The sequence below is a fragment of the Arthrobacter sp. 210 2 genome (genome assembly GCF_059093025.1).
The window spans coordinates 189,934-212,630 of sequence record NZ_JBNHIE010000007.1; the positions used below are offsets into that span (position 1 = coordinate 189,934).

The following is a 22,697-nucleotide window of genomic DNA, read 5'->3' on the forward strand; positions in this document are numbered from 1 at the left end:
GCTAGGCGGGTGCCAAAGCCTTGTTGAGCACCGCCCGGATGCGCTTTTCGGACACGGAATAGGCCGTGCCAAGTTCGACGGCGAAGAGGCTCACCCGAAGTTCCTCGATCATCCAGCGCACCTGGGTTAACTCGCGGCCTGCGCGCTTGCCCGGCAGGAGCGCGGACACGGCGTCGTCGTAGTCGTCCTCGAGCCGCTGCACCACTGCCATGTTCAGCGCATCACGCTGCACGTTGCCGGGAAGGCGTTCAAGCCGTTTCTCGATGGCAGTCAGGTACCGCGGCAGCTGGCTGAGCTGGGCGTAGCCCGTGCGTGCTACAAAGCCGGGGTAGACGAGCTGTTCCAGTTGGCTCTTCACATCGTTGAGCGCGCTGATCAGCGCCAGGCTGGTGGTGCCCTTCAGCTGCTTTTCGATGCGGCGGGTGCTGGCCAGGATGCGCTCCACCACGGCCGTCACGCTGAAGACCGTGTCGATCAGTTCCGCCCGCACCACCTCATAGAGATCGTCGAAGGCCTTCCGGTCCCACGGCAGCTCAGCCGGCGTGAGTTTGTCGATCGCCGCCAGCGCGCAGTCAGCGATCAGTGCGGACACCGAGCCGTGCGGGTTTTGGCTGAACGTCAGTTTTTCGGTGTTGCTCAGGTGCTCCAGGACGTAGCGGTCCGGAGCGGGAACCCGCAGTGCGAGCAGCCTGATAACACCGCCACGCATCGCGTCCAGCTGCTCCTCCGGGGTCTGGAACACGCGAAGGGATACGGACTTACCCTCGTCCACCAGCGCCGGGTATCCGGTGACGGTGTGGCCCTTGACCATGCTGCTGACTTGCCGCTGGATGGTTCCGAAGCTCCATTCCGTCAGGCCCTCCTGCTCCCTGAACCCGGCCGCGGCGGAAGCACCCTGCACCTGCCCGGACGTCCGCACTGCGGGGGAGCCGCCGTCGTTCGCGGTGCCCTGCCCGCGGGCCCCCTTGGCATCCGATGTCCGGCTGCCGGGGCTCGTCGATGCCGGGGTGGCGCCCAGCGATTCGGCGATGGCGCGCCGGGTGGCGGGGGCAAGCCGCTCCTGCAGCACTGCAAGGTCCTTGCCTTCGTCCAGCACCTTTCCCTTGCTGTCCACCACCTTGAAGCTGACGCGCAGGTGCGGGGGTACAGCGTCCCAGTTCCAGGAACCGGGCGGGATGATGGCTCCGCGGATCCGCCGGAGGGCAAGCTCCAGCGACGGTTCCAGCTCATCGGTGGCCGGATCGAAATCGGACTCAAGGACGGCTACGGCCTGGCGCGCCACGTCGGGTGCCGGAACAAAGTTCTTCCGGACCTGCTTGGGCAGCGACTTGATCAGGGCGGTCACCAGTTCCACGCGCTGGCCGGGTATCAGCCAGCGGAACGGGGCGTCGTCCAGCTGGTTGAGGAACAGGACGGGGACTTCGGCGGTGACGCCGTCGGAGGGGTTGGGCGGTGAACCGGGAGCCACCGGATGGAACTCGTAGCTGAGTGGCAGCTCGAAACCCTTGTGCAGCCAGGTCTTGGGGTATGCAGCCTCGTCGAGATCGTCCGCATCGTCGCTCAGGAGAAGCGACTTGTCGTAGTCCAGGAGGTCCGGGTTCTGCTTCCGGGCGTCCTTCCACCACTTGTCGAAGTGCCTTTCGGACACGACGTCCGGTCCGATGCGCGCATCGTAGAACTCGAACAGTGTCTCGTCATCCACCAGCAGGTCGCGGCGCCGCATCCGGGCCTCGAGCTCCTCCACCTCGTTCAGCAGGGCGCGGTTGCGGTGGAAGAACTTGTGATGGGTCTTCCAATCACCCTCCACCAGGGCATGCCTGATGAAGAGTTCGCGGGCGACGGCAGGATCCACCTTGCCGTAGTTGATGCGGCGCTGCGCAATGATGGGCACACCGTAGAGGGTGACTTTTTCGTACGCCATCACCGCACCCTGGCGGGTGGACCAGTGCGGCTCGCTGTAGCTCCGCTTCACCAGGTCCGGTGCCACCTGCTCGGCCCAGACGGGATCGAATTTCGCTGCCACCCGTGCCCACAGCCGGCTGGTTTCCACCAGCTCGGCGGCCATCACGAACGTGGGGGACTTCTTAAACAGCGCCGAGCCGGGGAAGATAGCGAACCGGCTGCCGCGGGCTCCGGCGTACTCGCGCTTGCGCTCATCCAGGATGCCGATGTGGCTCAGGAGCCCGGAGAGCAGGCTGATGTGGATCCCGTCGTGGTTGCCCACGGGGTCGGCGAGGCGCTTGTTGTCCAGGCTGATGCCCAGCGGGCGGGCCAGTTGCCGCAGCTGGGCGAACAGATCCTGCCACTCCCGCACCCGCAGGTAGTTGATGAATTCGGCGCGGCACAGGCGCCGGAACGCCGACGAGGACAGCTCCTGCTGCTTCTCCTGCAGATAGTTCCAGAGGTTCAGGTAACCGGTGAAGTCCGAATTCTCGTCCCTGAAGCGGTTGTGCTTTTCCGCCGCAAGCTGCTGCTTGTCAGTGGGCCGTTCGCGCGGGTCCTGGATGGTGAGCGCCGCAGCCAGAATCATGACTTCCCGGACGCAGTTCCGCTTTCCGGCTTCCACAATCATCCGGCCCAGCCGCGGGTCGACGGGAAGCTGGGCAAGTTTATGCCCGACGGCGGTGAGGCCGCCGCCGCTTCTTCCGTCACTTTCTGCGTTCTGCGGCCTGGCGGCAGCCAGGGCGCCGAGTTCACGGAGCAGCGTGACGCCGTCGTTAATTGCCCGCGTCTCCGGCGGCTCAACAAAGGGGAAGTTCTCCACGTCCTTGGGGCCGCGGGCAACGCCCATGGCAGTCATCTGCAGGATGACGGCGGCGAGGTTGGTCCGCAGGATTTCCGGGTCAGTGAACTGGGGCCGGGATTCGAAGTCCTCCTCCGAGTAAAGGCGGATTGCAATGCCGTCGGAAACACGGCCGCAGCGCCCGGAGCGCTGGTTGGCCGACGCCTGGGACACCCGTTCGATAGGCAGCCGCTGGACCTTGGTGCGGTGCGAATAGCGCGAAATGCGGGCTGTGCCTGTGTCGATGACGTACTTTATCCCGGGCACGGTCAGGGACGTTTCCGCGACGTTGGTGGCGAGCACGATCCGGCGCTTGTTGCCCGGGTGGAAGACTTTGTGCTGCTCCTGCAGGCTCAGCCGCGCGAACAGGGGCAGCACTTCGGTGCCGGCCAGCCTGCGGTTGCCCTGGATGCGGGCCTGGAGCGCGTCCGCCGCGTCCCGGATCTCGCGCTCGCCGGAAAAGAACACCAGGATGTCTCCCGGGGCTTCCGCGGCAAGCTCGTCCACGGCGTCGCAGACTGCATCCAGCGGGTCGCGGTCCTCCTCGAGTTCGTCGTCGGAGGGATCGTCCTCGTCCGACTTTGGCTGTGAGAGCGGGCGGTACCGGATTTCCACCGGGTAGGTCCTGCCCGACACTTCAATGATGGGTGCAGGCTTCTCCGTGGTGCCGAAGTGGTTGGCAAAACGCTCAGGATCAATGGTGGCAGAGGTGATGATCACCTTCAGGTCCGGGCGCTGCGGCAGGATCCGCTTGAGGTAGCCGAGGATAAAGTCGATGTTCAGGCTGCGCTCATGGGCTTCGTCGATGATGATGGCGTTGTATTTGCGCAGCAGTTTGTCCCGCTGGATCTCGGCCAGCAGGATGCCGTCGGTCATCAGCTTGACCTTGGTGGCGCGGCTGACCTCGCCCGTGAAACGGACCTGGAAGCCCACCTCCTGGCCGATGTCCACCCCCAGTTCCTCGGCGATGCGCTCGGCCACCGTGCGGGCTGCAAGCCGCCGGGGCTGGGTATGGCCGATCAGGCCGTTTTCGCCCAGGCCAAGTTCCAGGCACATCTTGGGAATTTGGGTGGTCTTTCCGGAGCCGGTCTCGCCGGCGATGATGGTCACCTGGTTGGCGGCGATGGCGGCCATCAGGTCCTCGCGGCGCTCGGAGACCGGCAGCTCGGCGGGATAGGAGATATGAAAAGTCATGGCTGCAGACAGTCTACTGCGGTGGGGCCGACACCCCCGGGTCGACCGCCTGCGGCGTTCCTTGCGTTCCTAGAAAATGCGGAGGGTATAGCTGGTGCTGGGAAGGTCCAGGGCGGACCATTCCTGGTGCGACTCGACGGGAGGTGTGTGCCCTCGCCCGTCGCGGAGAAGGGCTGCGATGGTGGCGGCAGCCACGAGGAGGAGCACGATGACGATGATGGTTGCGAAGATTTCCATGCCTCCATGCTTCTCCTGGCGCGGCGAATTAAACAGTGGCAGAAATGCCCAAAAAGCTATAATTCCTGCCACAATGGATACATGCTGAAAACAGTCGCTGTGATTGTGGTCCCCAACTTCTCGATCTTCGAATTCGGGACCGCCTGTGAGGTCTTTGGGATCGACAGGTCCGCCCGGGGGAGCGGTGTCCCGGCCTTCGACTTCCGCGTGTGCACGCCCGTTCCCGGGAATGTGCAGATGAAATCCGGGCTTTCCCTGAACGTCAGCCTCGGGCTGGACGCCACCAATGATGCGGACCTGGTCATCATGGCCCCCTACGGCCGGGACCAGGAGATGCCGGAGTCCGTGCTGGAAGCACTTCGCGCCGCCCACGCCAGGGGTGCATGGGTCATGTCCATCTGCTCCGGAGTCTTCGCCCTTGCCCGCGCCGGCCTGCTCGATGGGCGGCGCTGCACCACGCACTGGCATTACTCCAACGAGCTGGCGGCGGCCTATCCGGACGTCCACGTGGATGAGAACGTCCTGTATGTCCAGGACGGCACCATTATTTCTTCGGCAGGAACCGCTGCGGGCATCGACGCCTGCCTGCACCTTGTGCGGGTGGAACTGGGCGCGCAGGTGGCTGCCGCAATCGCCCGGGACATGGTGGTTCCTCCGCACCGCGACGGCGGCCAGGCCCAGTTCATCGACCGGCCGATGCCCACCTGCGGCTCCGCCCCCATGGAGGAACTGCTGCGCTGGATGGTGCAGAACCTGGACCGTGAGCATACGGTCAATGAACTGGCTGCCCGGGTGCACATGTCCGCCCGGACATTTGCCAGGCGGTTCCGCTCGGAAACGGGAGCCACGCCCGCTGCGTGGCTGAATTCGCAGCGGGTGCTCCGCGCCCAGGAGCTTCTGGAATCCACTGACCTGAATATTGACGAGGTGGCCAGGGAAGCGGGCTTCGGCCATCCGGTTTTGCTGCGGCACCACTTTGCGAAGGTCCTCGACACCAGCCCGCAGTCCTACCGCCGGGCCTTCCGCGGCCAGTTGGCTGAGGTCGGTTAGCCGGGGCCTGCGTTGGTCGGCCATGCCCCTGACCGGGCCGAAGCAGTCTATCTCTCTAACGAGCTGCCCTACAGGTTGCTGTTGCCTTGCCCCGTCCGGTATTCCTGGGCTGCGGCCCGGGTGCGGTCCACGAGCACCCGCCAGGGGCCCGTCACGGCCCGCTCCGGCAGTGCTGCCCGGCGCTCGCCCGCACGGATGGAGTAGATGAACCGGTCCGGCTGGTTGCCGGCGAACTCTGCGGCCGCCGCCCGGGGAGTCCGGGGCACGGCGTCCCACGGGCAGGCTTCCACGATCGGTTGCCACTGGTTTATGGCGTTTTCCGACCGGGCGTCCACGGTCCACACTCTCGTCATCGCCGCTATGCCGCCGGTGCGCTCCACGCTGATCTTCATGGCCTGGTTCCTGGGCTTCCATGCAGCCCGGCGGCAGAAAGTCCGGCAACCAGGCATCCGTTAAAGCTTGACCTTCACAGTTTCCCATGCCTGCCGCACGGCGTCATGCTCTTTCGAGTCGGATCCGAAGAGCTCTACGGCAGTAGAGGCTGTGGCCCGCGCGAAGACGCTGAAGGTTGCGGTTGTGGGCAAGGAGCCTCCCGTGAGGGTTTCGTACCAGATGAGGCCCGGGGCGTCCCAGGCGTTTCCGCCCAGCGAATTCGCCACGAGGTAGAAGGCGCGGTTGGGGATGCCGGAGTTGATGTGGACCCCGCCGTTATCCGCACTGGTCCGGACGTAGGAGTCCATGGAGTCCGGCTGCGGATCCTTACCCAGCACATCGTCGTCGTAGGCAGTTCCCGGAGCCTTCATGGAACGTAGGGCGTCCCCTTCAACCTCGGCGGTAAAAAGCCCTTCGCCGATGAGCCAGCTCGCTTCCGCCGTGGTCTGGTTTTTCACGTACTGTTCAACGAGCGCGCCGAAGACGTCAGACATTGATTCATTCAGGGCCCCTGCCTGGTTCCGGTATGCGAGGGCGGCCGAATGCTGCGTCACGCCATGGGCAAGCTCGTGGCCGATGACGCTGAGGGACGCGGTGAACCGCTCGAAGACCTCTCCGTCACCGTCGCCGAAGACCATCTGGGTTCCGTCCCAGAACGCGTTGTCATACAGCGCGCCAAAGTGCACGGTGGCGTCCAGGCGGAGCCCCCGGCCATCAATGGAGTTACGGCCGAAGACGTCGGCGTAGAGGCGGTGGGTATGCCCCAGCCCGTCGTAGGCTTCATCCGTTGCGGCGTCCCCAATTGCCGCTTCTCCCTCCTTGCGCACCAGCTTTCCGGGAAGGTTTTCCGAGCCGCCAGCATCGTAGATAGTGCGGTTGGCCGGGCCGGGCTTGGCCTGGCGGACACCCGAAGGAGCATCCGGCATGGCCTGGGTTCGCGACGCGTGGACCGACTCCACATGGCCCAGGGCTTCCCGGGCAGCCCTCGCGGCGGCAGAGAATTCCGGCGCATCCTGCCGGGCCAGCCGCCTCAGCAGGTAGGGCGGGACGATGGAACAGAATGGAACGTGCATGGCGTACCCCCTCAACTTGGTGAATTCAGACTACGAGGGGGCACCGACAATGCGTGGCAGGCGCACGCTCCGATAGGGACTGTTCGCGTCCGGCTGTATCGGCTGCCTGAGTACGACGCCGGCTCTCACCTTGGGTGGCCTCGGCACTTATCGAGGTGCCTGAGTCCTTCGTTCGGGATGGGTAGGAAGGTTTCCGGCAGCCGGCGCTTTCGATCCGGTGCCGAGGACTGATCAAAATGTCAGTGCCTCCGTAGAGGATGTTGGCATGGGAAACGAAGCGGGCGCGGCGGCAGGCGGGGTGGGGCTGATTTCTGCGCCGACCGCCGCTGCGGGCGGCGCCTCAGTGACGCCACTTCCGTCGGCTCTCAATGTCAGTGCCTCCGCAGATGATGTTTGTATGGTTCAGGGCGAGGTTGTATCGGCAGTGATGGAGGGCGTTTCTGCCTCCGTTGCTGCCATTGATGCGCTGTTCGTTGAGGATGCGTCGCTGCGCGGCGGTGCTACAGGCGCTGTGGCTGGCGGCGGGGTTGATGTGCTGGAACGGCAGTACGAGCTCCGGCTGAAACGTATGGGCCTCGTTTCCCGGTTGGAGGCGCAGGTCGCGGCGATTAAGGCGCGGGACGCCGCCGATGCCCTTGAACTGCAGGAGGCGGTGATCCCGCCCGAAGCGTCTATACAGGAGCGGGCTTTTGTTGAGATGTCCGTCGTGGAGGAGATCGCCGGTGTCCTGACCATCGGTTCGGGGGCCGCCGGGGCGTTCGTCCGTCAGTCCCGGCAGTTGTGCGCGCTGCCGCCGGCCATGGATGCCCTGGTTGCCGGGAACGTGTCGTGGCTGCACGCGCGGATCATCGCCGACGAGACCGAGGGCCTGGACTCGGCCGCTGCCGCCGTGCTGGTCGCGCATTTCTTCAATCCGAATGCGCCTCATCCGGCGCGCGGGGCCGCGCCCGGGGACCTGGTGCCGTCACGGTTCCGGCACAAGGTGCGCACCTGGCGGGAGCGGCACCACCCCGAATCCCTCGAGAAGCGGCACGCCAAGAGCGTGGCCGACCGGCGGGTGGAGCACTGCCCGGACCGCAACGGGATGGCCTGGTTCTCCGCCTACCTGCCCGCCGACTCGGCGTCAGCGATCTGGAACAGCACCACCGCCATGGCACGCGGCCTTCAGGGGCCTCACGAAACCCGGACCCTGCCCCAGCGACGTGCCGACGTCCTGGCCCACCGCCTCCTGACCCACACCACCTTGGCTGGCGCGGACACGGCAGGCAGCGGCCAACCCCACACCCGCAGCCAGGACCAGGCTGGCATTGATGAACAGCTCCCCGAGGCCTTCATCGGGCTCGCCACGCTCGTCGGTTCGGACGAAGCAACCGCGGACCTGGGCATCCCGGACACCGGCCACTACCCAACCAACGGGCACATTGTCGCGAGCGGCAATTCAGACACCACAGCACCCGCTGGCCCCCTCACCGGAAAAGTGCCCGCCCCTCGGACGGACGTGCTGGTCACTGTTCCGGTGTTCGCGCTGCTCGGCCTCACCGACGAACCCGCCATCCTCGATGGCCACGGCCCCATCCCGGCCTCGATGGCACGGGAACTCGTCGCGGACGGGGCAACCTCTTTCTACCGGGTCCTGGTGGACCCGCGGGACGGGGCACCTTTGGAGATCGGCCGCACCAGCTACCGGCTCACCAAAGCAATGAAACAGGCACTCCGCCTTCGGGATGGCAGATGCACCTTCCCCGGCTGCAACAACCACAGCCTGGACAACGACACCGACCACCTCACAGCCTGGCAGCACGGCGGAACCACCGGAATCAGCAACCTGGCACAGCTCTGCCCCAAACACCACCGGCTCAAGCACAACAGCGCCTGGACACCATCACCGGCCACCAAAGATCAACCGCCCGGCTGGACCTCACCCACCGGCCGCACATATCAAAGCGAACACCCCGACTGGGAACCACCACAGTGGCCTGCAGGGTTGGCTGACTGTCAGTCCGAGCCTGACGTGCTGCCCGGGGACCGTTTGTACGAGTTGGTCGTGCTTGAGGATCTGGAGCTGCTTGAAGACCCGGGTTTGCCGGGTTGGCTTGAGCTGCCAGAGGATGTGCAGCCCCCAGGATGGTTTGATCTGCCTGAAGACTTGGCACTGCTTGATCTGCCGGACGACCGGGACGTGCCTGAAGACCCAGGAGTTCCGGACGTCTGGCTGCCACGGGACCCGGACCCCGACTGGCACCTCTCGTTGGCATTCGAGACGTGTGACGCCTAACGGGCAGAATTGAGCTCGAAGTCAGCTGGATAACGCAAAACCGTTGGGTTTAGCCAGGGGCAAAAGGAAAGCACCCCGATCAACAGACCGGGGTGCTTCACATGGTGCCCTCGATAGGATTCGAACCTACGACCTTCTGCTCCGGAGGCAGACGCTCTATCCCCTGAGCTACGAGGGCAATCCGGGGTTCCTGCCGTTGCTGGCGGGACGTCCTAGAGCTTAGCAGCAAGGTGGCCCGCAAGCGAAAATTGGCGCGTCCCCGCCGGCCCTGGAGCCATATCCAGGGGCAATCAGTAGCCGGAGAACGAGTCCACATGCACCCGCCGGGCCCCCGCTTTCCGCGCCGCACGGCGAAGCGACGCGACACTGGCGGGCGAACCGGAAACATAAACGTCCCGGGCGGCGATGTCCGGCACAAGCTGGCCAAGAGTCTCCCCGTCCAGTCGTCCGCCATGTCCCGAAACGGCGGCCATTCCAGCCGGTGGCTCTGAACCGTCCGCGAGATGAACCAGGACCCGGACGCCGGAGGCCCTTAGTTCGTCCGCGTAGGCCACCTCGTCGGCGCTCCTGGCCAAAAGAAGCATTACAGCGTCGCGCTCCCGCAACTGGCCGGACGCCAGATGGGAGAGGAAGGGAGTGATGCCGATTCCGGCCGCGATGAGCAGGACAGGCTTGTTGGGGTCGCCGGGCAGGATGAAATCGCCGCCCACGGACGTGGCGGCCAGCTCGTCGCCAGGCTTCAGGGCGAGGAGCACTTTTTTTGCGGCGGACAGCGGCTCGGCGGTCCGCACACCAAACTTCACAAGGCGTTCCGTAGGCGAACCAGTCAGGCTGAACACCCGGCGTCGTCCTTTCCCATCAGACTTCGCGTGCGGCAGGTCCAGCTCCATGTACTGGCCCGGAAGGAACCGCACGGCCCTGGCGGGCTCGAACGAGAACTCGGTGGTGCTGGGGGTCAGTTGGCGGCTGCCTGCGAATCGCAGCTTCACGCCCCCGCGCTGGCCCACCAGGAAAGCCAGGAGATTGCCCAGCAGCAGGGCTGCCTCGGGCGAGTTGGCAATAAAACCCAGGTTGTAGGGCACCGCAAACACCACACCCACCACGGCTGCCAGCGCCAGTTGCTGCCACCGGCGCGGCGGCAATGTCAGGGGTTCCGTGAGCATGAAACCTACAAAGAAGAGCAGCGGCCGCTGGGCCAGCGCCTGGTAAATGCCCATGCCCGCCGTCATCCCCGCGCGGAGAAGCTCCACAGTGATGATGGATGTGGCAACAATGGTAAATACCGTGGCCATCAGGAATTTCCGGGTCCGGTACAGGACCAGGAGCACGCCCGGAACCAGCAGCCACAGCATTGCCGGGGTGGCCGCCCACCACGTGGCAATGTTCAGTCCCGTAAGGCCGGCAACAAAGGCGCCGGCGGCTGCAGGATTGAAGATGTGCCGGCCGCGCCAGGCAAGCGCATATTTCGACGCCGACGCCAGCACACACGCCAGCGCCACACCGGCCACGTCCAGAGCCTGAAACGAGGGCCAGAACAGGAAATAGAGCAGCAGCCCGGTGATCAGCGAGGACTCCGAATGCGGACGCACCCGGAAAAGCGCCGCCAGTACACGGTTGGAGGTGTATGTCAGACCAAGGCAGAGCACCAGGTGCGCCAGCATCTCGGGGATCCCGAACGTCAGCCACCCGAGGACATCCAACAGCAGGCTGTAGGCGGCCAGGGCTACGAGGACCAGCAGGATGAGCCGGTACATGGTGAACCGGCCAAGCATGGTGTCCAGGCGGCCTGCGACGGAGGGAGCCGGACCGGTCTTCGGCGTTTCAACAGGGCTCATGTGAACAGTGTCCCTTCAAATTCTTCCGAATAGGCGGCACTTCCATCGGAAAACACCGTCAGCCACGAGAACGGGAACGTCTCCTGGAGCTCTGACCCGGGTACGAAGAAGAGTGCCGTTGCCAGCGCGTCGGCCAGTACGGCAGTGTCCGCCATTGCCCAGGTGGCGACGGCGGTCCGGACGGGCTGTCCGGTCATTCCGTCCAGCACGTGGTGCAGTCCGTCGCCCCAGGCACGGCGGTTTGCCGCCGAAGCGCACAGCGAACGGCCGTCGAGTTGGACAATCCCGATCGCCTGCTCAGGGTTGTACGGGTGTTCCAAACCCACCTGCATCGCCCCCACGCCGTGCGCCAGGAGGTCCCCGCTTGCGTCGATGACATAGGAGTCGACGCCGTCAGCCGCCAATTCAGCAGCGAGCAGGTCCACCAGCAAGCCCTTGCCGGCAGCACCAATGTCCAGCACAACGGGAGCGTGGGCCGTGATGGCAGTCCCGGTCCAGTCCAGGACGGCGTCCCAGGCCGGCGCCGGCAAGGCGCTACCGGCAGGCCGAAGCGAATAGTCCGCGTCGTAGCCCAGGCGTTCCAGGCTGGCTCCGATCAGCGGCGTCATCGCACCACCGGACAGCCGGTACAGCGTCCGGTAGAGCTCTCCGAGCTGGTCCGCTTCCGCGGGGAAGTCATAGCGGCCAGGTTCCCGGGCCATCGCGGTCACTAAGGAATCGCTCCGGAAACGGGACCAGTCGGCGTCGAACTCTTCCACCCTGGCCAGGAGGCGCGCCCGCAGGGACGGTCCGAGCGGGAGCGGCGTTGAGATTTCCCAACGCGTGCCGATCCCGTCGAACACGAAGTCCTGCCAGTTCCCGCCCGGCACCGCCTACTGCGCCTCCGACTTGATCTGTTCCACTGCCTGGTTGAAGCCTCCGCTGGTAAGGGATGAACCGGCAACCTTGGAGACCTTGAGCTCGTCAATGCTCTTGCCCACCACCTGGGAGGCGATACCGCCGGCAAACTCGCCCTGGAACTTGCGGGTGTTGGGGTTGGAGGGGTGCTGGGTGATCTGGACGTCCGTCACAGTGCCCGAAGCAAGAGTCAGCTGCACTCCCACCGTTTCGGTTCCGTTGGGGGAAACATAGTTCCCGTCGGCGCTGTAGGTTCCGTCCTTGTAGCTGGAGCCGCTGCCGGCCAGGGAAGATGCGGCCGCCGACGGCGTGGCGGCCGCCGTTTCCGACGTGGCGCCACCGGTGGACACGGGGACGCTTTCAGTAGCGGACGGCGCGCAGCCGGCAACGGTTCCGGCGAGGGACAGGCCGGCGATGCCGGCGTAAACACTCTTGCGGACTGACGGTCTCATAAAAAGGCTCTCATTTCGGTTAAGTGTTCAGGACGGTGCTTACGCTGGAGTCAACGCTGAAACCAGCGTATTGGTTCAACTTGTAGCCGGCTTGTGGATTCCCTGTGGAATGCCTAGGTCGCCGGACCAGTCCCAATTCTTTGCTGTCAGCGGCCCCCGGTAGTCTAGAGGGGTGACTCCCGAAGAACTCTCCCTCGCCATATCCGCCTGCCTGAAAGACGCCGTCGCCACCGGTGACATTGCCCTTTCAGCGTCAGCTCTGCCTGATGAGGTACGCGTGGAGCGGCCCAAGAACCGGGACCACGGCGACTGGGCCACCAATATCGCGCTGCAGCTGGCCAAGCAGGCGGGCACCCACCCGCGCGAATTCGCAACCGTCCTGAGCACGCGCCTGAAGGCCATCGACGGCGTCGCCGGGGTGGAAATCGCCGGACCCGGCTTCCTCAACATCACTGTTGACGCCGCCGCCGCCGGTGCGCTCGCCCGGATGATTGTCGAAGCTGGCACCCAGTACGGAACCAATTCCGCGCTCGCCGGCCACACCGTGAACATGGAATTCGTCTCCGCGAACCCCACCGGGCCCCTCCACATCGGGCACACCCGCTGGGCCGCCCTTGGCGACTCCATTGCCCGCGTGCTGCGCGCCTCCGGTGCGGATGTCACGGCTGAGTACTACATCAACGACGCCGGCTCCCAGATGAACGTCTTCGCCAACTCCGTCTACTCCCGCCTGCACGGCCGCCCGGTACCGGAGGGTGGCTACCCGGGCCAGTACATCGCGGACCTGGGCCATGAAGTCCTCACCGAGCACCCGGACATCCGCGAACTCACCGAAGTTGCCGCGCTCCCGGTGATCCGCTCCGCCGCGTACAAGGCACAGATGAAGGACATCAAGGCCACGCTTGCGGACTTCGGCGTCGAGTTCGACGTCTTCTTCTCCGAGCAGGAACTGCACGACGCCGGCGCGATTGAAAGTGCCGTTGCGCGCCTTCGCGAGCAGGGCCACGTGTTCGACGACGGCGGCGCCGTCTGGCTGCGGACCACGGACTTTGGGGACGACAAGGACCGCGTGATGATTCGCGCCAACGGCGAGCCCACCTATTTCGCCGCGGACGCTGCCTACTACCTGTCCAAGAAGGACCGCGGTTTCACCGAGAAGATCTACCTGCTTGGCGCCGACCACCATGGCTACATCAACCGGTTGAAGGCCATTGCCGCCTGTGCCGGGGACGATCCCGAGAAGAACATTGAAGTGCTGATCGGCCAGCTGGTGTCCGTCAACGGTGCCAAACTGTCCAAGCGCGCCGGAAACATCATCGAGCTCAAGGACCTGATCGACTGGCTGGGCAAGGACGCCGTCCGCTACTCCCTGGCCCGGTTCCCAGCCGACTCGCCGCTCACCCTTGATCCGGAGCTGCTCAAGAAGCACAGCAACGAGAACCCTGTGTTTTATGTGCAGTACGCCCATGCCCGTTCGCGCGGTGCAGCCCGCAACGCCGTGGCCGCCGGAGTGGACCGTTCTGCCTTCGACGCGTCCCAGCTGGACCACGCCACGGAGAACGAGCTGCTCTCCCACCTGGGCAGCTACCCCTCGATCGTCGCCAAGGCTGCGGAGCTGCGCGAACCGCACCGCGTGGCCCGCCACCTCGAAGTCATCGCCGGCGCCTACCACCGCTGGTATGACGCCTGCCGCATCGCGCCCATGGGCGATGAAGAGGTGACCGACGTCAACCGCACCCGGCTGTGGCTCAACGATGCCACCAGCCAGGTACTCGCCAATGGCCTCGACCTGCTTGGCGTTTCCGCGCCGGAACGGATGTGACGGCAATGTCTGTGCAGACCGGAAACACCGCGTCCCCGCTGGCGCCGGAGTGGCTGGCAGTTCCTGCTGACCTGAATGCCCTGCAGGAGCCGATGTGGGCAGGAAGCGTGCAGCGCAACGGCCTCGGCGAACTCACCGTCGGCGGGCGGTCAGTGTCCGAGCTGAAGCAGGAGTTCGGCACGCCCCTGTTCGTCATGGACGAGGCCGACTTCCGCGCCCGGGCGCGCGCCTTCAAGGATTCCTTCGACGCTGCCTTCGCTGACGTCTGCGGCGGCGTGGATGTGTACTACGCCGGAAAATCCTTCCTGTGCAGTGCCGTGGTGAAGTGGGTGGAGGAGGAAGGGCTCTGCCTGGACACCGCCTCCGGCGGCGAGCTGGCTGTTGCCGCCCGCGCCGGGATCGCGGGGGAGCGGGTGGCGCTGCACGGAAACAACAAGTCCGACGCCGAACTCAACCGTGCGCTCGACATGGGCCTGGGCCGGATCGTGGTGGACAGCCTGTCCGAGCTCGTCCGGGTGGGAGACATCGCCCAGTCCCGCGGTGAGCAGGCGAAGGTCATGCTGCGCCTCACCCCGGGCGTCCACGCCCACACCCACGAATTCATCGCCACCGCCCACGAGGACCAGAAATTCGGACTCTCCATGGCGGCCGACACCACTGAGCAGGCCGGCCTGTCGGCTGCCGAAGAAGCGGTGGCGGTGGCATCGGCGCATCCCGGCATCAACCTCCTGGGCCTGCACTGCCACATCGGCTCCCAGATCTTTGAACCGGACGGCTTTGCGCTGGCGGCGGAGAAGTTGCTCCGTTTCCTCGCTGCGATGCAGGAAAAGTACTCCATCATGATGCCGGAGCTCGACCTCGGCGGCGGCTACGGGATCGCCTACACCCCGGTGGACACCCCCCGCCCCGCCGCGGACATCGCGACGGCGATGGCCGCCGTCGTGCGTTCAACCTGCGCTGAGCTGGGCATTGAGTCGCCGCGGATCTCCATTGAACCCGGACGCGCCATCGTGGGCAGCACAACCTTCACGCTGTATGAGGTGGGCACGCTCAAGACCGTGCGCGTCGACGCGCCGGCCGCTTCCGGCGGACGTGAGGACGGTAACAACGTTACGTATCCGCGCCGCTATGTTTCAGTGGACGGCGGGATGAGCGACAACGCCCGCCCGGTGCTCTACGACGCGGATTACTCGGCAATTCTCGCGTCCCGCACGTCGGCCGCGGCCCCGCAGCTGTCCCGCGTGGTGGGCAAACATTGCGAGAGTGGCGACATAGTTGTTAGAGATGTATATCTGCCCGAGGACGTGGCAGCCGGTGATCTGCTTGCTGTACCGGGGACCGGCGCCTACTGCTGGGCCCTCTCGAGCAACTACAACTATCTGGCCCGGCCGGGCGTTGTCGCGGTGCGCGACGGATCTGCCCGGCTGATTGTCCGCGGGGAAACCGAAGAAGATCTGCTGAACCGCGACATGGGAGTCTGAATGACTGAATTGCGAACCCTGAAAGTGGCCCTGCTGGGCTGTGGCAACGTTGGGGCCCAGGTTGCGCGGATTCTCATTGAGGACGCCGACGCCCTGGCCGCCCGCACCGGAGCCCGCCTCCAGCTCAGCGGCATCGCCGTGCGCAACGTGAATTCCAAGCGGGACGTTGAGCTGCCGCAGGACCTCTTCACCACCGACGCCGAGACCCTGGTCAAGGACGCCGATCTGGTGATCGAGCTGATGGGCGGCATCGAGCCTGCCCGCACGCTCATCCTTTCCGCGCTGAGCAACGGCGCCTGCGTAGTCACCGGCAACAAGGCCCTGCTGGCCCAGGACGGCCCCACCCTCTACGAGGAAGCCGACAAGGCCGGCGTGCAGCTCTCCTACGAAGCTGCCGTGGCCGGCGCCATCCCCATCCTGCGCCCCATCCGTGACAGCCTTTCCGGCGACCGGATCACCCGCGTGCTGGGCATCGTCAACGGCACCACCAATTTCATCCTGGACCAGATGGATTCCACCGGGGCCCAGTTCGCCGACGCCCTGGCAGAAGCCCAGCGCCTCGGCTACGCGGAAGCGGACCCCACGGCCGACGTCGAAGGCCACGACGCCGCGGCCAAGGCCGCCATCCTGGCCACGCTGTCCTTCCACACCCGGTTCGCCCTGGAAAACGTCCACTGCGAAGGCATCACCAAGGTCAGCGCCGCGGACATCGCCGCGGCCAAGGACGCCGGCTTTGTCATCAAGCTCCTGGCAATCGCCGAGAAGCTCACGGATGCCGACGGCAACGAGGGCGTGTCCGTCCGTGTCCACCCCACGCTCCTGCCCCGCGAACACCCGCTGGCCGCCGTCCGCGGCGCGTTCAACGCCGTCTTCATCGAGGCCGAGAATGCGGGCGAGCTGATGTTCTATGGCCAAGGTGCAGGCGGTACCCCCACCGCGTCCGCGGTGCTAGGCGACCTCGTCTCCGCGGCGCGGCGCCTGGTCCTCGGCGGACCGCAGCGCACCGAGACCACCACCGGGCATGTTCCGGCGCTGCCCATCGACGCTGCCGTCACCAGCTACTACATCGGCCTGGATGTTGCCGACCAGCCGGGGGTGCTGGCAAGGATCGCCCAGCTGTTCGCCGAGCACGGCGTCTCCATCGAAATCATGCGGCAGACCATCCACCGCGACGCGGAGTCCAACGTGGAATCCGCGGAACTGCGGATCGTTACCCACCGCGCGTCAGAGGCTGCCCTCGCGGCCACCGTTGAGGCCGTGAAAGGCCTGGACGTCATCAATTCAGTTACATCCGTTCTGCGGGTAGAAGGAGTCTAAGTGGCTCACCAATGGCGCGGCGTTATCCGCGAATACGCTGACCGTTTGCCCGTGACGGAATCCACCCGGGTCATCACCCTGGGCGAGGGCGGCACCCCGCTGGTGCACGCGCAGAAGCTCTCCGAACTGACCGGTTCCGAGGTTTACCTCAAGGTGGAGGGCATGAACCCCACCGGCTCCTTCAAGGACCGCGGCATGACCATGGCCATGACGGCCGCCGTCGAGTCCGGTGCCAAGGCCGTTGTCTGCGCCTCCACCGGCAACACCTCCGCCTCCGCTGCTGCCTACGCCACCGCGGCCGGCCTGAAGTGCGCCGTCCTGGTGCCCGAAGGCAAGATCTCCATGGGCAAGCTCAGCCAGGCCATCGCGCACGGCGCCACCCTCCTGCAGGTGGACGGCAACTTTGATAACTGCCTCGACATCGCCCGGAAGCTGGGGGAGTCCTACCCGGTTTTCCTGGTGAACTCCGTCAACCCCGCCCGCATCCAGGGGCAGAAAACCGGCGCTTTCGAGATCGTGGACGCGCTGGGCGATGCTCCTGACATCCACGTGCTTCCGGTGGGCAACGCCGGCAACATCACCGCTTACTGGAAGGGCTACAAGGAGTACTCCGCGCCGTTCGAGTCCGCGACGGCCGGCACGCTTCCCGCGGTTTCCACCAAGACGCCCGCCATGTGGGGCTTCCAGGCAGCGGGTGCCGCGCCCTTTGTCGCAGGCCACCCCATCACCGAACCTGACACCATCGCCACGGCCATCCGTATCGGCAACCCCGCTTCCTGGGATGGCGCCATCGGCGCCCGCGACGAATCCGGCGGGCTGATCGACGCCGTCACCGACGAGGAAATCCTCAACGCACACCGCTGGCTGTCCTCCCGCGAAGGCGTCTTCGTGGAGCCCGGCTCTGCCGCCGGCGTCGCGGGCCTGCTCAAAAAGCACGCTGCAGGCGAGGTTCCCTCGGGCAAAACCATCGTCATCACCGTCACCGGCCACGGCCTCAAGGACCCCCAGTGGGCCCTGCGCACCGAGGATGGAAGCGACGTGCAGCCGGTCAAGGTTTCCAACGACGTTGTCACCGTTGCTGCTGAACTGGGACTGGAAGAAAAATAACCTTGGACACCACCTCGCAGGCCACCGTCGGACTGCAACTCATCGAGGCCGGCCAGCGGGTCACGGTCCGGGTTCCGGCCACCACGGCCAACCTTGGCCCCGGCTATGACAGCCTGGGGCTCGCCCTGGCCATGCACGACACCCTGACCGTGGAAAGCCTGGACACGGACGAGCTCCTGTTCGATCTCCGCGGCGAAGGTGCGGAGACTTTGCCGCGGGACGCCAGCCACCTGGTGGTCCGGGCCATGGACGTCGCCTTTGAGCGCCTGGGATTCCGGCACGCCGGCCTCAAGGTGACGGCTGACAACGTCAACCCGCACGGACGGGGCCTGGGCTCGTCCGCCTCGGCAGTGGTGGCGGCCGTATCGGCCGCTAACGCGATGGTGCCGGCAGAACACCAGCGCGGACAGGAATGGATCCTGCAGCTCACCAGCGAGCTGGAAGGGCACCCGGACAACGTCGCACCGGCAATTTTCGGCGGACTGGCGCTGTCGTGGCAGGACAGTGACCAGTACAGCAGCACCAGCGCCACGGTCGCGGACCCGGTCATCCCCATCGTGGCTGTTCCGGATTTCGAGCTCTCCACCGAAGCGGCCCGTTCTCTGCTCCCGGCCTCGGTGGGACACCACGCCGCAGCCATGAACTCCGGGCGGGCGGCGCTGCTGATCCACGCGTTGACGCAAAAACCGGAATTCCTGCTTGCCGGCACCGAAGACTACCTGCACCAGAGCTACCGGGCGGAGGCGATGCAGCCGAGCGCAGCGCTGATCGCCGCCCTGCGCACGGCGGGGCACGCGGCAGTGGTTTCCGGCGCCGGACCCACCGTCCTGGTCCTGGCCAACGGCGAAGCGGAAGCCTCAGATGCACTGGCATTCATCGAGGCGTTTACCTCCGCCAACACGCCTGATGTGGCCTGGCGTGTTCTGAAGCTGGCAGTGGACGTTGAAGGTGCTAAGGTGGACTTGCACCGGCGGTAATTCCGCCTATCTGATCTGGTCCTGCATTCACTTGCTCTTTGATCTCCTACTGCGAATGTATTCCGGTGCCGCCTGCTTGGTCTGTCGCAGGAATCTGCAGCATCCAACTGCCCCTAAAGCGTCAGTCCGGCGTTCCGCCATGGGCGGAGCGGAAGGTGAATCAGTATCCGGCCCTGCTGGCCGATATCCAACCGGCAAGGCCGAAATCCGGCTGCAGATCTGAACTGCAGCCCAGATCAAATCATCGCGTCCAGCTCCCAGTCTGGACGCCGTCGAGGGGGAAGGATCCTTCGTGACCGAAACCACTGAGCTGTCGCCAGCTGTGGAACTATCAACTTCTGCTGCCGAATCACCGGCAGCACCCGCCAAGAGCAGCGGCCTGGCCGGCCTGAAGCTCGCCCAGCTGCAGGCTCTTGCCAGCCAGCTGGGGATTTCGGGCGGTTCCCGCATGCGCAAGGGAGACCTGGTTTCGGCCATTTCCGCCCATCGCGCCGGCACCCCCACCACCAAGGCTCCGGCCCGGAAGGCGGAAAAGGCTACCGAGAGTGTGGCTGCTCCGGCTGTCACCGCTCCTGCCGCTGCTGCACCCGAAACTGCGGAGGCTCCTGCTGAAGCAAACCGTGCACGTGGCCGTGGCCGCAGCCGCCGGGCTGTCAGCGACGGCGTTGTAGCTCCTGCCGCCGGCGAAGCCGCCGAGGCTCCGGCCGCCCCCACCCAGGTGGAACTTCCTGCCGTGGCCGAAGCCACGGAAACGGAAGGCGCCGCCGAGCGCCGCCAGCCGCGCACCCGCAACCGCCGCCGCGGCGAAGCGGCCGCCACAGTCCAGGAAGCACCTGTTGAGGCCCCGGCCGAACAGCCCGCACCGGAACAGGCTGTTACCGAACAGCGTTCCACGGAGCAGCGTTCAGAGGCGACTGCCGCTGACACGGTCGACGCCGGCCAGCGCACCGACCGCCGCGAAGGCCGCACCCGCGGTGGCCGGGACAGCGCAGCCCGCGACTCCGACGGCGGGCGTGACAACGCCGGCAGCCGTGAGGCAGGCCAGCGCGAAGGCAACCGCCGCGACGATACCCGCGACGGCGACGATACGGACGGCGGCAGCCGCCGGAACCGCCGCAACCGCCGCGACCGGAACGACCGCAATGAGCGCTCGGGCGGGCAGGACCGGGACAACAGCTCCCGCAACGACCGCTTCCGCGACCGCAACGACCGCCGTCGCGGCCGTGCTCAGGGACCCGACGTCGACGACGTCGAGGTCACCGAGGACGACGTCCTGCTGCCGGTTGCCGGCATCCTGGACGTGCTGGAGAACTACGCCTTCATCCGCACCTCCGGCTACCTCCCGGGCCCGAACGACGTCTACGTCTCCCTGGCCCAGGTCAAGAAGTACAACCTGCGCAAGGGTGACGCCGTGGTAGGTGCCATCCGTGCCCCCCGCGACGGCGAAGACCGCAGCCAGCAGTCCAACCGCCAGAAATTCAACGCGCTGGTCCGCGTCACCTCGGTCAATGGCAAGACCGCCGAAGATCTCAAGGACCGCGTCGAATTCGCCAAGCTGGTTCCGCTCTACCCGTCGGAGCGCCTGCGCCTGGAGACCGATCCCAAAAAGATCGGCCCCCGCGTCATCGACCTCGTGGCTCCCATCGGCAAGGGCCAGCGCGGCCTGATCGTCTCCCCGCCGAAGGCCGGTAAGACGCTCATCCTGCAGTCCATCGCGAACGCCATCACCACCAACAATCCTGAGGTCCACCTCATGATGGTTTTGGTTGACGAACGCCCCGAAGAAGTCACGGACATGCAGCGCACCGTCAAGGGCGAGGTCATTGCCTCCACCTTCGACCGGCCCGCCGATGACCACACCACCGTGGCCGAACTTTCCATCGAACGCGCCAAGCGCCTCGTGGAAATGGGCATGGACGTGGTGGTCCTGCTGGACTCCATGACCCGCCTGGGCCGCGCCTACAACCTGGCAGCACCGGCCTCCGGACGCATCCTGTCCGGTGGTGTGGACTCCGCAGCCCTCTACCCGCCCAAGCGCTTCTTCGGTGCAGCCCGCAACATCGAAAACGGCGGCTCGCTCACCATCCTGGCAACGGCCCTCGTGGAGACCGGTTCCAAGATGGACGAGGTCATCTTCGAAGAGTTCAAGGGCACCGGCAACATGGAACTGCGCCTGTCCCGCCAGCTGGCAGACAAGCGCATCTTCCCCGCCGTGGACGTCAACGCGTCCGGCACCCGCCGCGAGGAGAACCTGCTCTCGGCCGAGGAAGTCAAGATCATGTGGAAGCTGCGCCGCGTCCTCTCCGGACTCGAGACCCAGCAGAGCCTTGAACTGCTGACCAACAAGATCCGGGAAACCCAGAGCAACGTTGAGTTCCTCATGCAGGTCCAGAAGACGACGCTTGGTGCGAAGTCGGATAACGACAAGTAGCTGAGTTCAAGGGCGGGGTGCGGATGCCTCGCGTGGTTCGCCGCGCGGGGTTTTCCGCCCCCGCCTTCGTCGTTCGGTTTTGCCGCCCCCGCCCCTACGCTGGGCGGCTTCCGATCTTCGATCGTTTGCCGCCCAGCTCCGGCAGGCCCGATGCCACTCCCGGGGCGGCAAAACCGAACGCCTCTCAGTAGGGTCACCTTCCCGGTTCCCCACCTTGGTCGCCGCATTACTAGACTTGTACAAGTCGAAAGAGGTTTATAGATGTTTGAGTCCGTACAGGGCCTGCTTGATGAGCATGATTCCATCCAGGCGCAGCTGGGGGATCCTGCTGTTTATGCTGACCAGCGGCTTGCCCGGAAGCTGGGGCGGCGGTCGGCTCAGCTCAATGGCATTGTTGAGGCCTACCACAAGTGGGAAGCGCTGCGCGATGACCTCGCTGCGGCCAAGGAGATGGCTGACGAGGATCCCGAGTTCGCTGCCGAGGTTCCTGAACTTGAAGCTTCGCTGGAAGCTGCTGCCGCCAAGCTCCGGCGCCTGTTGATTCCACGTGACCCTGACGATGCCCGCAACGTGATCCTTGAGGTCAAGGGCGGTGAAGGCGGCGATGAGGCCGCGCTGTTCGCCGGTGACCTCCTGCGCATGTACACCCGCTACGCGGAATCACGTGGCTGGAAGACCGAAATCATTTCCGCTACCGAGTCGGATCTCGGCGGTTACAAGGACGTCCAGGTGGCCGTCAAGGGCAGCTCGAACGATCCCGCCGAGGGCGTCTACGCGCGGCTCAAGTTCGAGGGCGGCGTGCACCGTGTGCAGCGCGTTCCTGTCACGGAGTCGCAGGGCCGCATCCACACGTCGGCGGCTGGTGTGCTGGTCCTGCCGGAGGTGGATGAGCCCGAAGAGCTCGAAATCAACCAGAACGACCTGAAAATCGACGTCTACCGGTCGTCCGGTCCGGGCGGGCAGTCCGTGAACACCACCGACTCCGCCGTCCGCATCACCCACCTGCCTACGGGCATCGTGGTGGCCATGCAGAACGAAAAGTCGCAGCTGCAGAACCGCGAGGCCGGCATGCGCGTCCTGCGGGCCCGCATCCTCGCGCACCAGCAGGAGCAGATCGACGCCGAGAACTCGGCCCAGCGGAAGTCCCAGATCCGCACCATGGACCGCTCCGAGCGCATCCGCACCTACAACTACCCGGAAAACCGCATCGCGGACCACCGCACGGGCTACAAGGCGTACAACCTGGACCAGGTCATGAACGGTGACCTGGAGCCCGTCATCCAGTCCGCCATCGAGATGGACGAACAGGCACGCCTGGACGCCATCGGCGACTAG

The 22,697-nt window shown here is 65.7% G+C and carries 16 protein-coding genes and 1 tRNA gene; 9 read left to right on the top strand and 8 right to left on the bottom strand.

What is annotated here, in order from left to right:
• Window position 1: 1 nt before the first annotated feature.
• Window positions 2-3,976: an ATP-dependent RNA helicase HrpA gene (gene hrpA, locus AC5RWA_RS14730; protein WP_494058125.1), complete on the bottom strand. Its 3,975-nt coding sequence runs from the start codon at window positions 3,974-3,976 to the stop codon at window positions 2-4.
• Window positions 3,977-4,045: 69 nt separating this feature from the next.
• Complete coding sequence (locus AC5RWA_RS14735; protein ID WP_275726781.1) at window positions 4,046-4,213, bottom strand: hypothetical protein; 168 nt, start codon at window positions 4,211-4,213, stop codon at window positions 4,046-4,048.
• Window positions 4,214-4,294: 81 nt separating this feature from the next.
• On the opposite strand from AC5RWA_RS14735, the gene AC5RWA_RS14740 reads away from it, so the two are divergent.
• On the top strand, window positions 4,295-5,263 hold the full coding sequence (locus AC5RWA_RS14740; protein ID WP_079597652.1) for a GlxA family transcriptional regulator: 969 nt from the start codon (window positions 4,295-4,297) through the stop codon (window positions 5,261-5,263).
• Window positions 5,264-5,331: 68 nt separating this feature from the next.
• Here the strand turns inward: AC5RWA_RS14740 and AC5RWA_RS14745 are convergent, their stop codons facing one another.
• Together AC5RWA_RS14745 and AC5RWA_RS14750 are read right to left on the bottom strand one after the other, a co-directional pair.
• Complete coding sequence (locus tag AC5RWA_RS14745; protein ID WP_494058126.1) at window positions 5,332-5,655, bottom strand: protealysin inhibitor emfourin; 324 nt, start codon at window positions 5,653-5,655, stop codon at window positions 5,332-5,334.
• A 60-nt stretch (window positions 5,656-5,715) separates the two neighbouring features.
• The gene (locus AC5RWA_RS14750; RefSeq protein ID WP_115525048.1) at window positions 5,716-6,768 is read right to left on the bottom strand and encodes a M4 family metallopeptidase; all 1,053 of its coding nucleotides are present in this window, start codon (window positions 6,766-6,768) and stop codon (window positions 5,716-5,718) included.
• Window positions 6,769-7,033: 265 nt separating this feature from the next.
• On the opposite strand from AC5RWA_RS14750, the gene AC5RWA_RS14755 reads away from it, so the two are divergent.
• On the top strand, window positions 7,034-9,043 hold the full coding sequence (locus AC5RWA_RS14755) for an HNH endonuclease signature motif containing protein (protein WP_494058127.1): 2,010 nt from the start codon (window positions 7,034-7,036) through the stop codon (window positions 9,041-9,043).
• Window positions 9,044-9,145: 102 nt separating this feature from the next.
• Here the strand turns inward: AC5RWA_RS14755 and AC5RWA_RS14760 are convergent.
• The 4 genes from AC5RWA_RS14760 to AC5RWA_RS14775 form a co-directional block, all read right to left on the bottom strand.
• Window positions 9,146-9,221 (bottom strand) — tRNA-Arg (locus AC5RWA_RS14760).
• 112 nt (window positions 9,222-9,333) lie between these two features.
• Window positions 9,334-10,878, bottom strand: coding sequence for a ferredoxin--NADP reductase (locus tag AC5RWA_RS14765; protein WP_494058128.1), 1,545 nt, complete (start codon window positions 10,876-10,878; stop codon window positions 9,334-9,336).
• Complete coding sequence (locus AC5RWA_RS14770; RefSeq protein WP_494058129.1) at window positions 10,875-11,747, bottom strand: FAD:protein FMN transferase; 873 nt, start codon at window positions 11,745-11,747, stop codon at window positions 10,875-10,877. The genes AC5RWA_RS14765 and AC5RWA_RS14770 overlap by 4 nt, the downstream gene beginning before the upstream one ends.
• A gap of 3 nt (window positions 11,748-11,750) precedes the next feature.
• The gene (locus AC5RWA_RS14775; protein ID WP_115525458.1) at window positions 11,751-12,227 is read right to left on the bottom strand and encodes an FMN-binding protein; all 477 of its coding nucleotides are present in this window, start codon (window positions 12,225-12,227) and stop codon (window positions 11,751-11,753) included.
• Window positions 12,228-12,399: 172 nt separating this feature from the next.
• On the opposite strand from AC5RWA_RS14775, the gene argS reads away from it, so the two are divergent.
• The 7 genes from argS to prfA all read left to right on the top strand — a co-directional run bounded on the left by argS (window position 12,400) and on the right by prfA (window position 22,697).
• Window positions 12,400-14,049, top strand: coding sequence for an arginine--tRNA ligase (argS, locus tag AC5RWA_RS14780; protein WP_494058130.1), 1,650 nt, complete (start codon window positions 12,400-12,402; stop codon window positions 14,047-14,049).
• A gap of 5 nt (window positions 14,050-14,054) precedes the next feature.
• Window positions 14,055-15,530: a diaminopimelate decarboxylase gene (gene lysA / locus AC5RWA_RS14785; RefSeq protein WP_494058131.1), complete on the top strand. Its 1,476-nt coding sequence runs from the start codon at window positions 14,055-14,057 to the stop codon at window positions 15,528-15,530.
• Complete coding sequence (locus AC5RWA_RS14790) at window positions 15,531-16,847, top strand: homoserine dehydrogenase (RefSeq protein WP_494058132.1); 1,317 nt, start codon at window positions 15,531-15,533, stop codon at window positions 16,845-16,847.
• Window positions 16,848-17,954 (top strand): threonine synthase, encoded by a 1,107-nt coding sequence (gene thrC, locus AC5RWA_RS14795; protein WP_079597661.1) that lies wholly within the window; start codon window positions 16,848-16,850, stop codon window positions 17,952-17,954. It begins immediately after the preceding gene.
• A 2-nt stretch (window positions 17,955-17,956) separates the two neighbouring features.
• On the top strand, window positions 17,957-18,931 hold the full coding sequence (thrB, locus tag AC5RWA_RS14800; protein WP_494058133.1) for a homoserine kinase: 975 nt from the start codon (window positions 17,957-17,959) through the stop codon (window positions 18,929-18,931).
• A 292-nt stretch (window positions 18,932-19,223) separates the two neighbouring features.
• On the top strand, window positions 19,224-21,362 hold the full coding sequence (rho, locus tag AC5RWA_RS14805; RefSeq protein ID WP_494058134.1) for a transcription termination factor Rho: 2,139 nt from the start codon (window positions 19,224-19,226) through the stop codon (window positions 21,360-21,362).
• 261 nt (window positions 21,363-21,623) lie between these two features.
• Complete coding sequence (prfA, locus tag AC5RWA_RS14810; RefSeq protein WP_079597664.1) at window positions 21,624-22,697, top strand: peptide chain release factor 1; 1,074 nt, start codon at window positions 21,624-21,626, stop codon at window positions 22,695-22,697.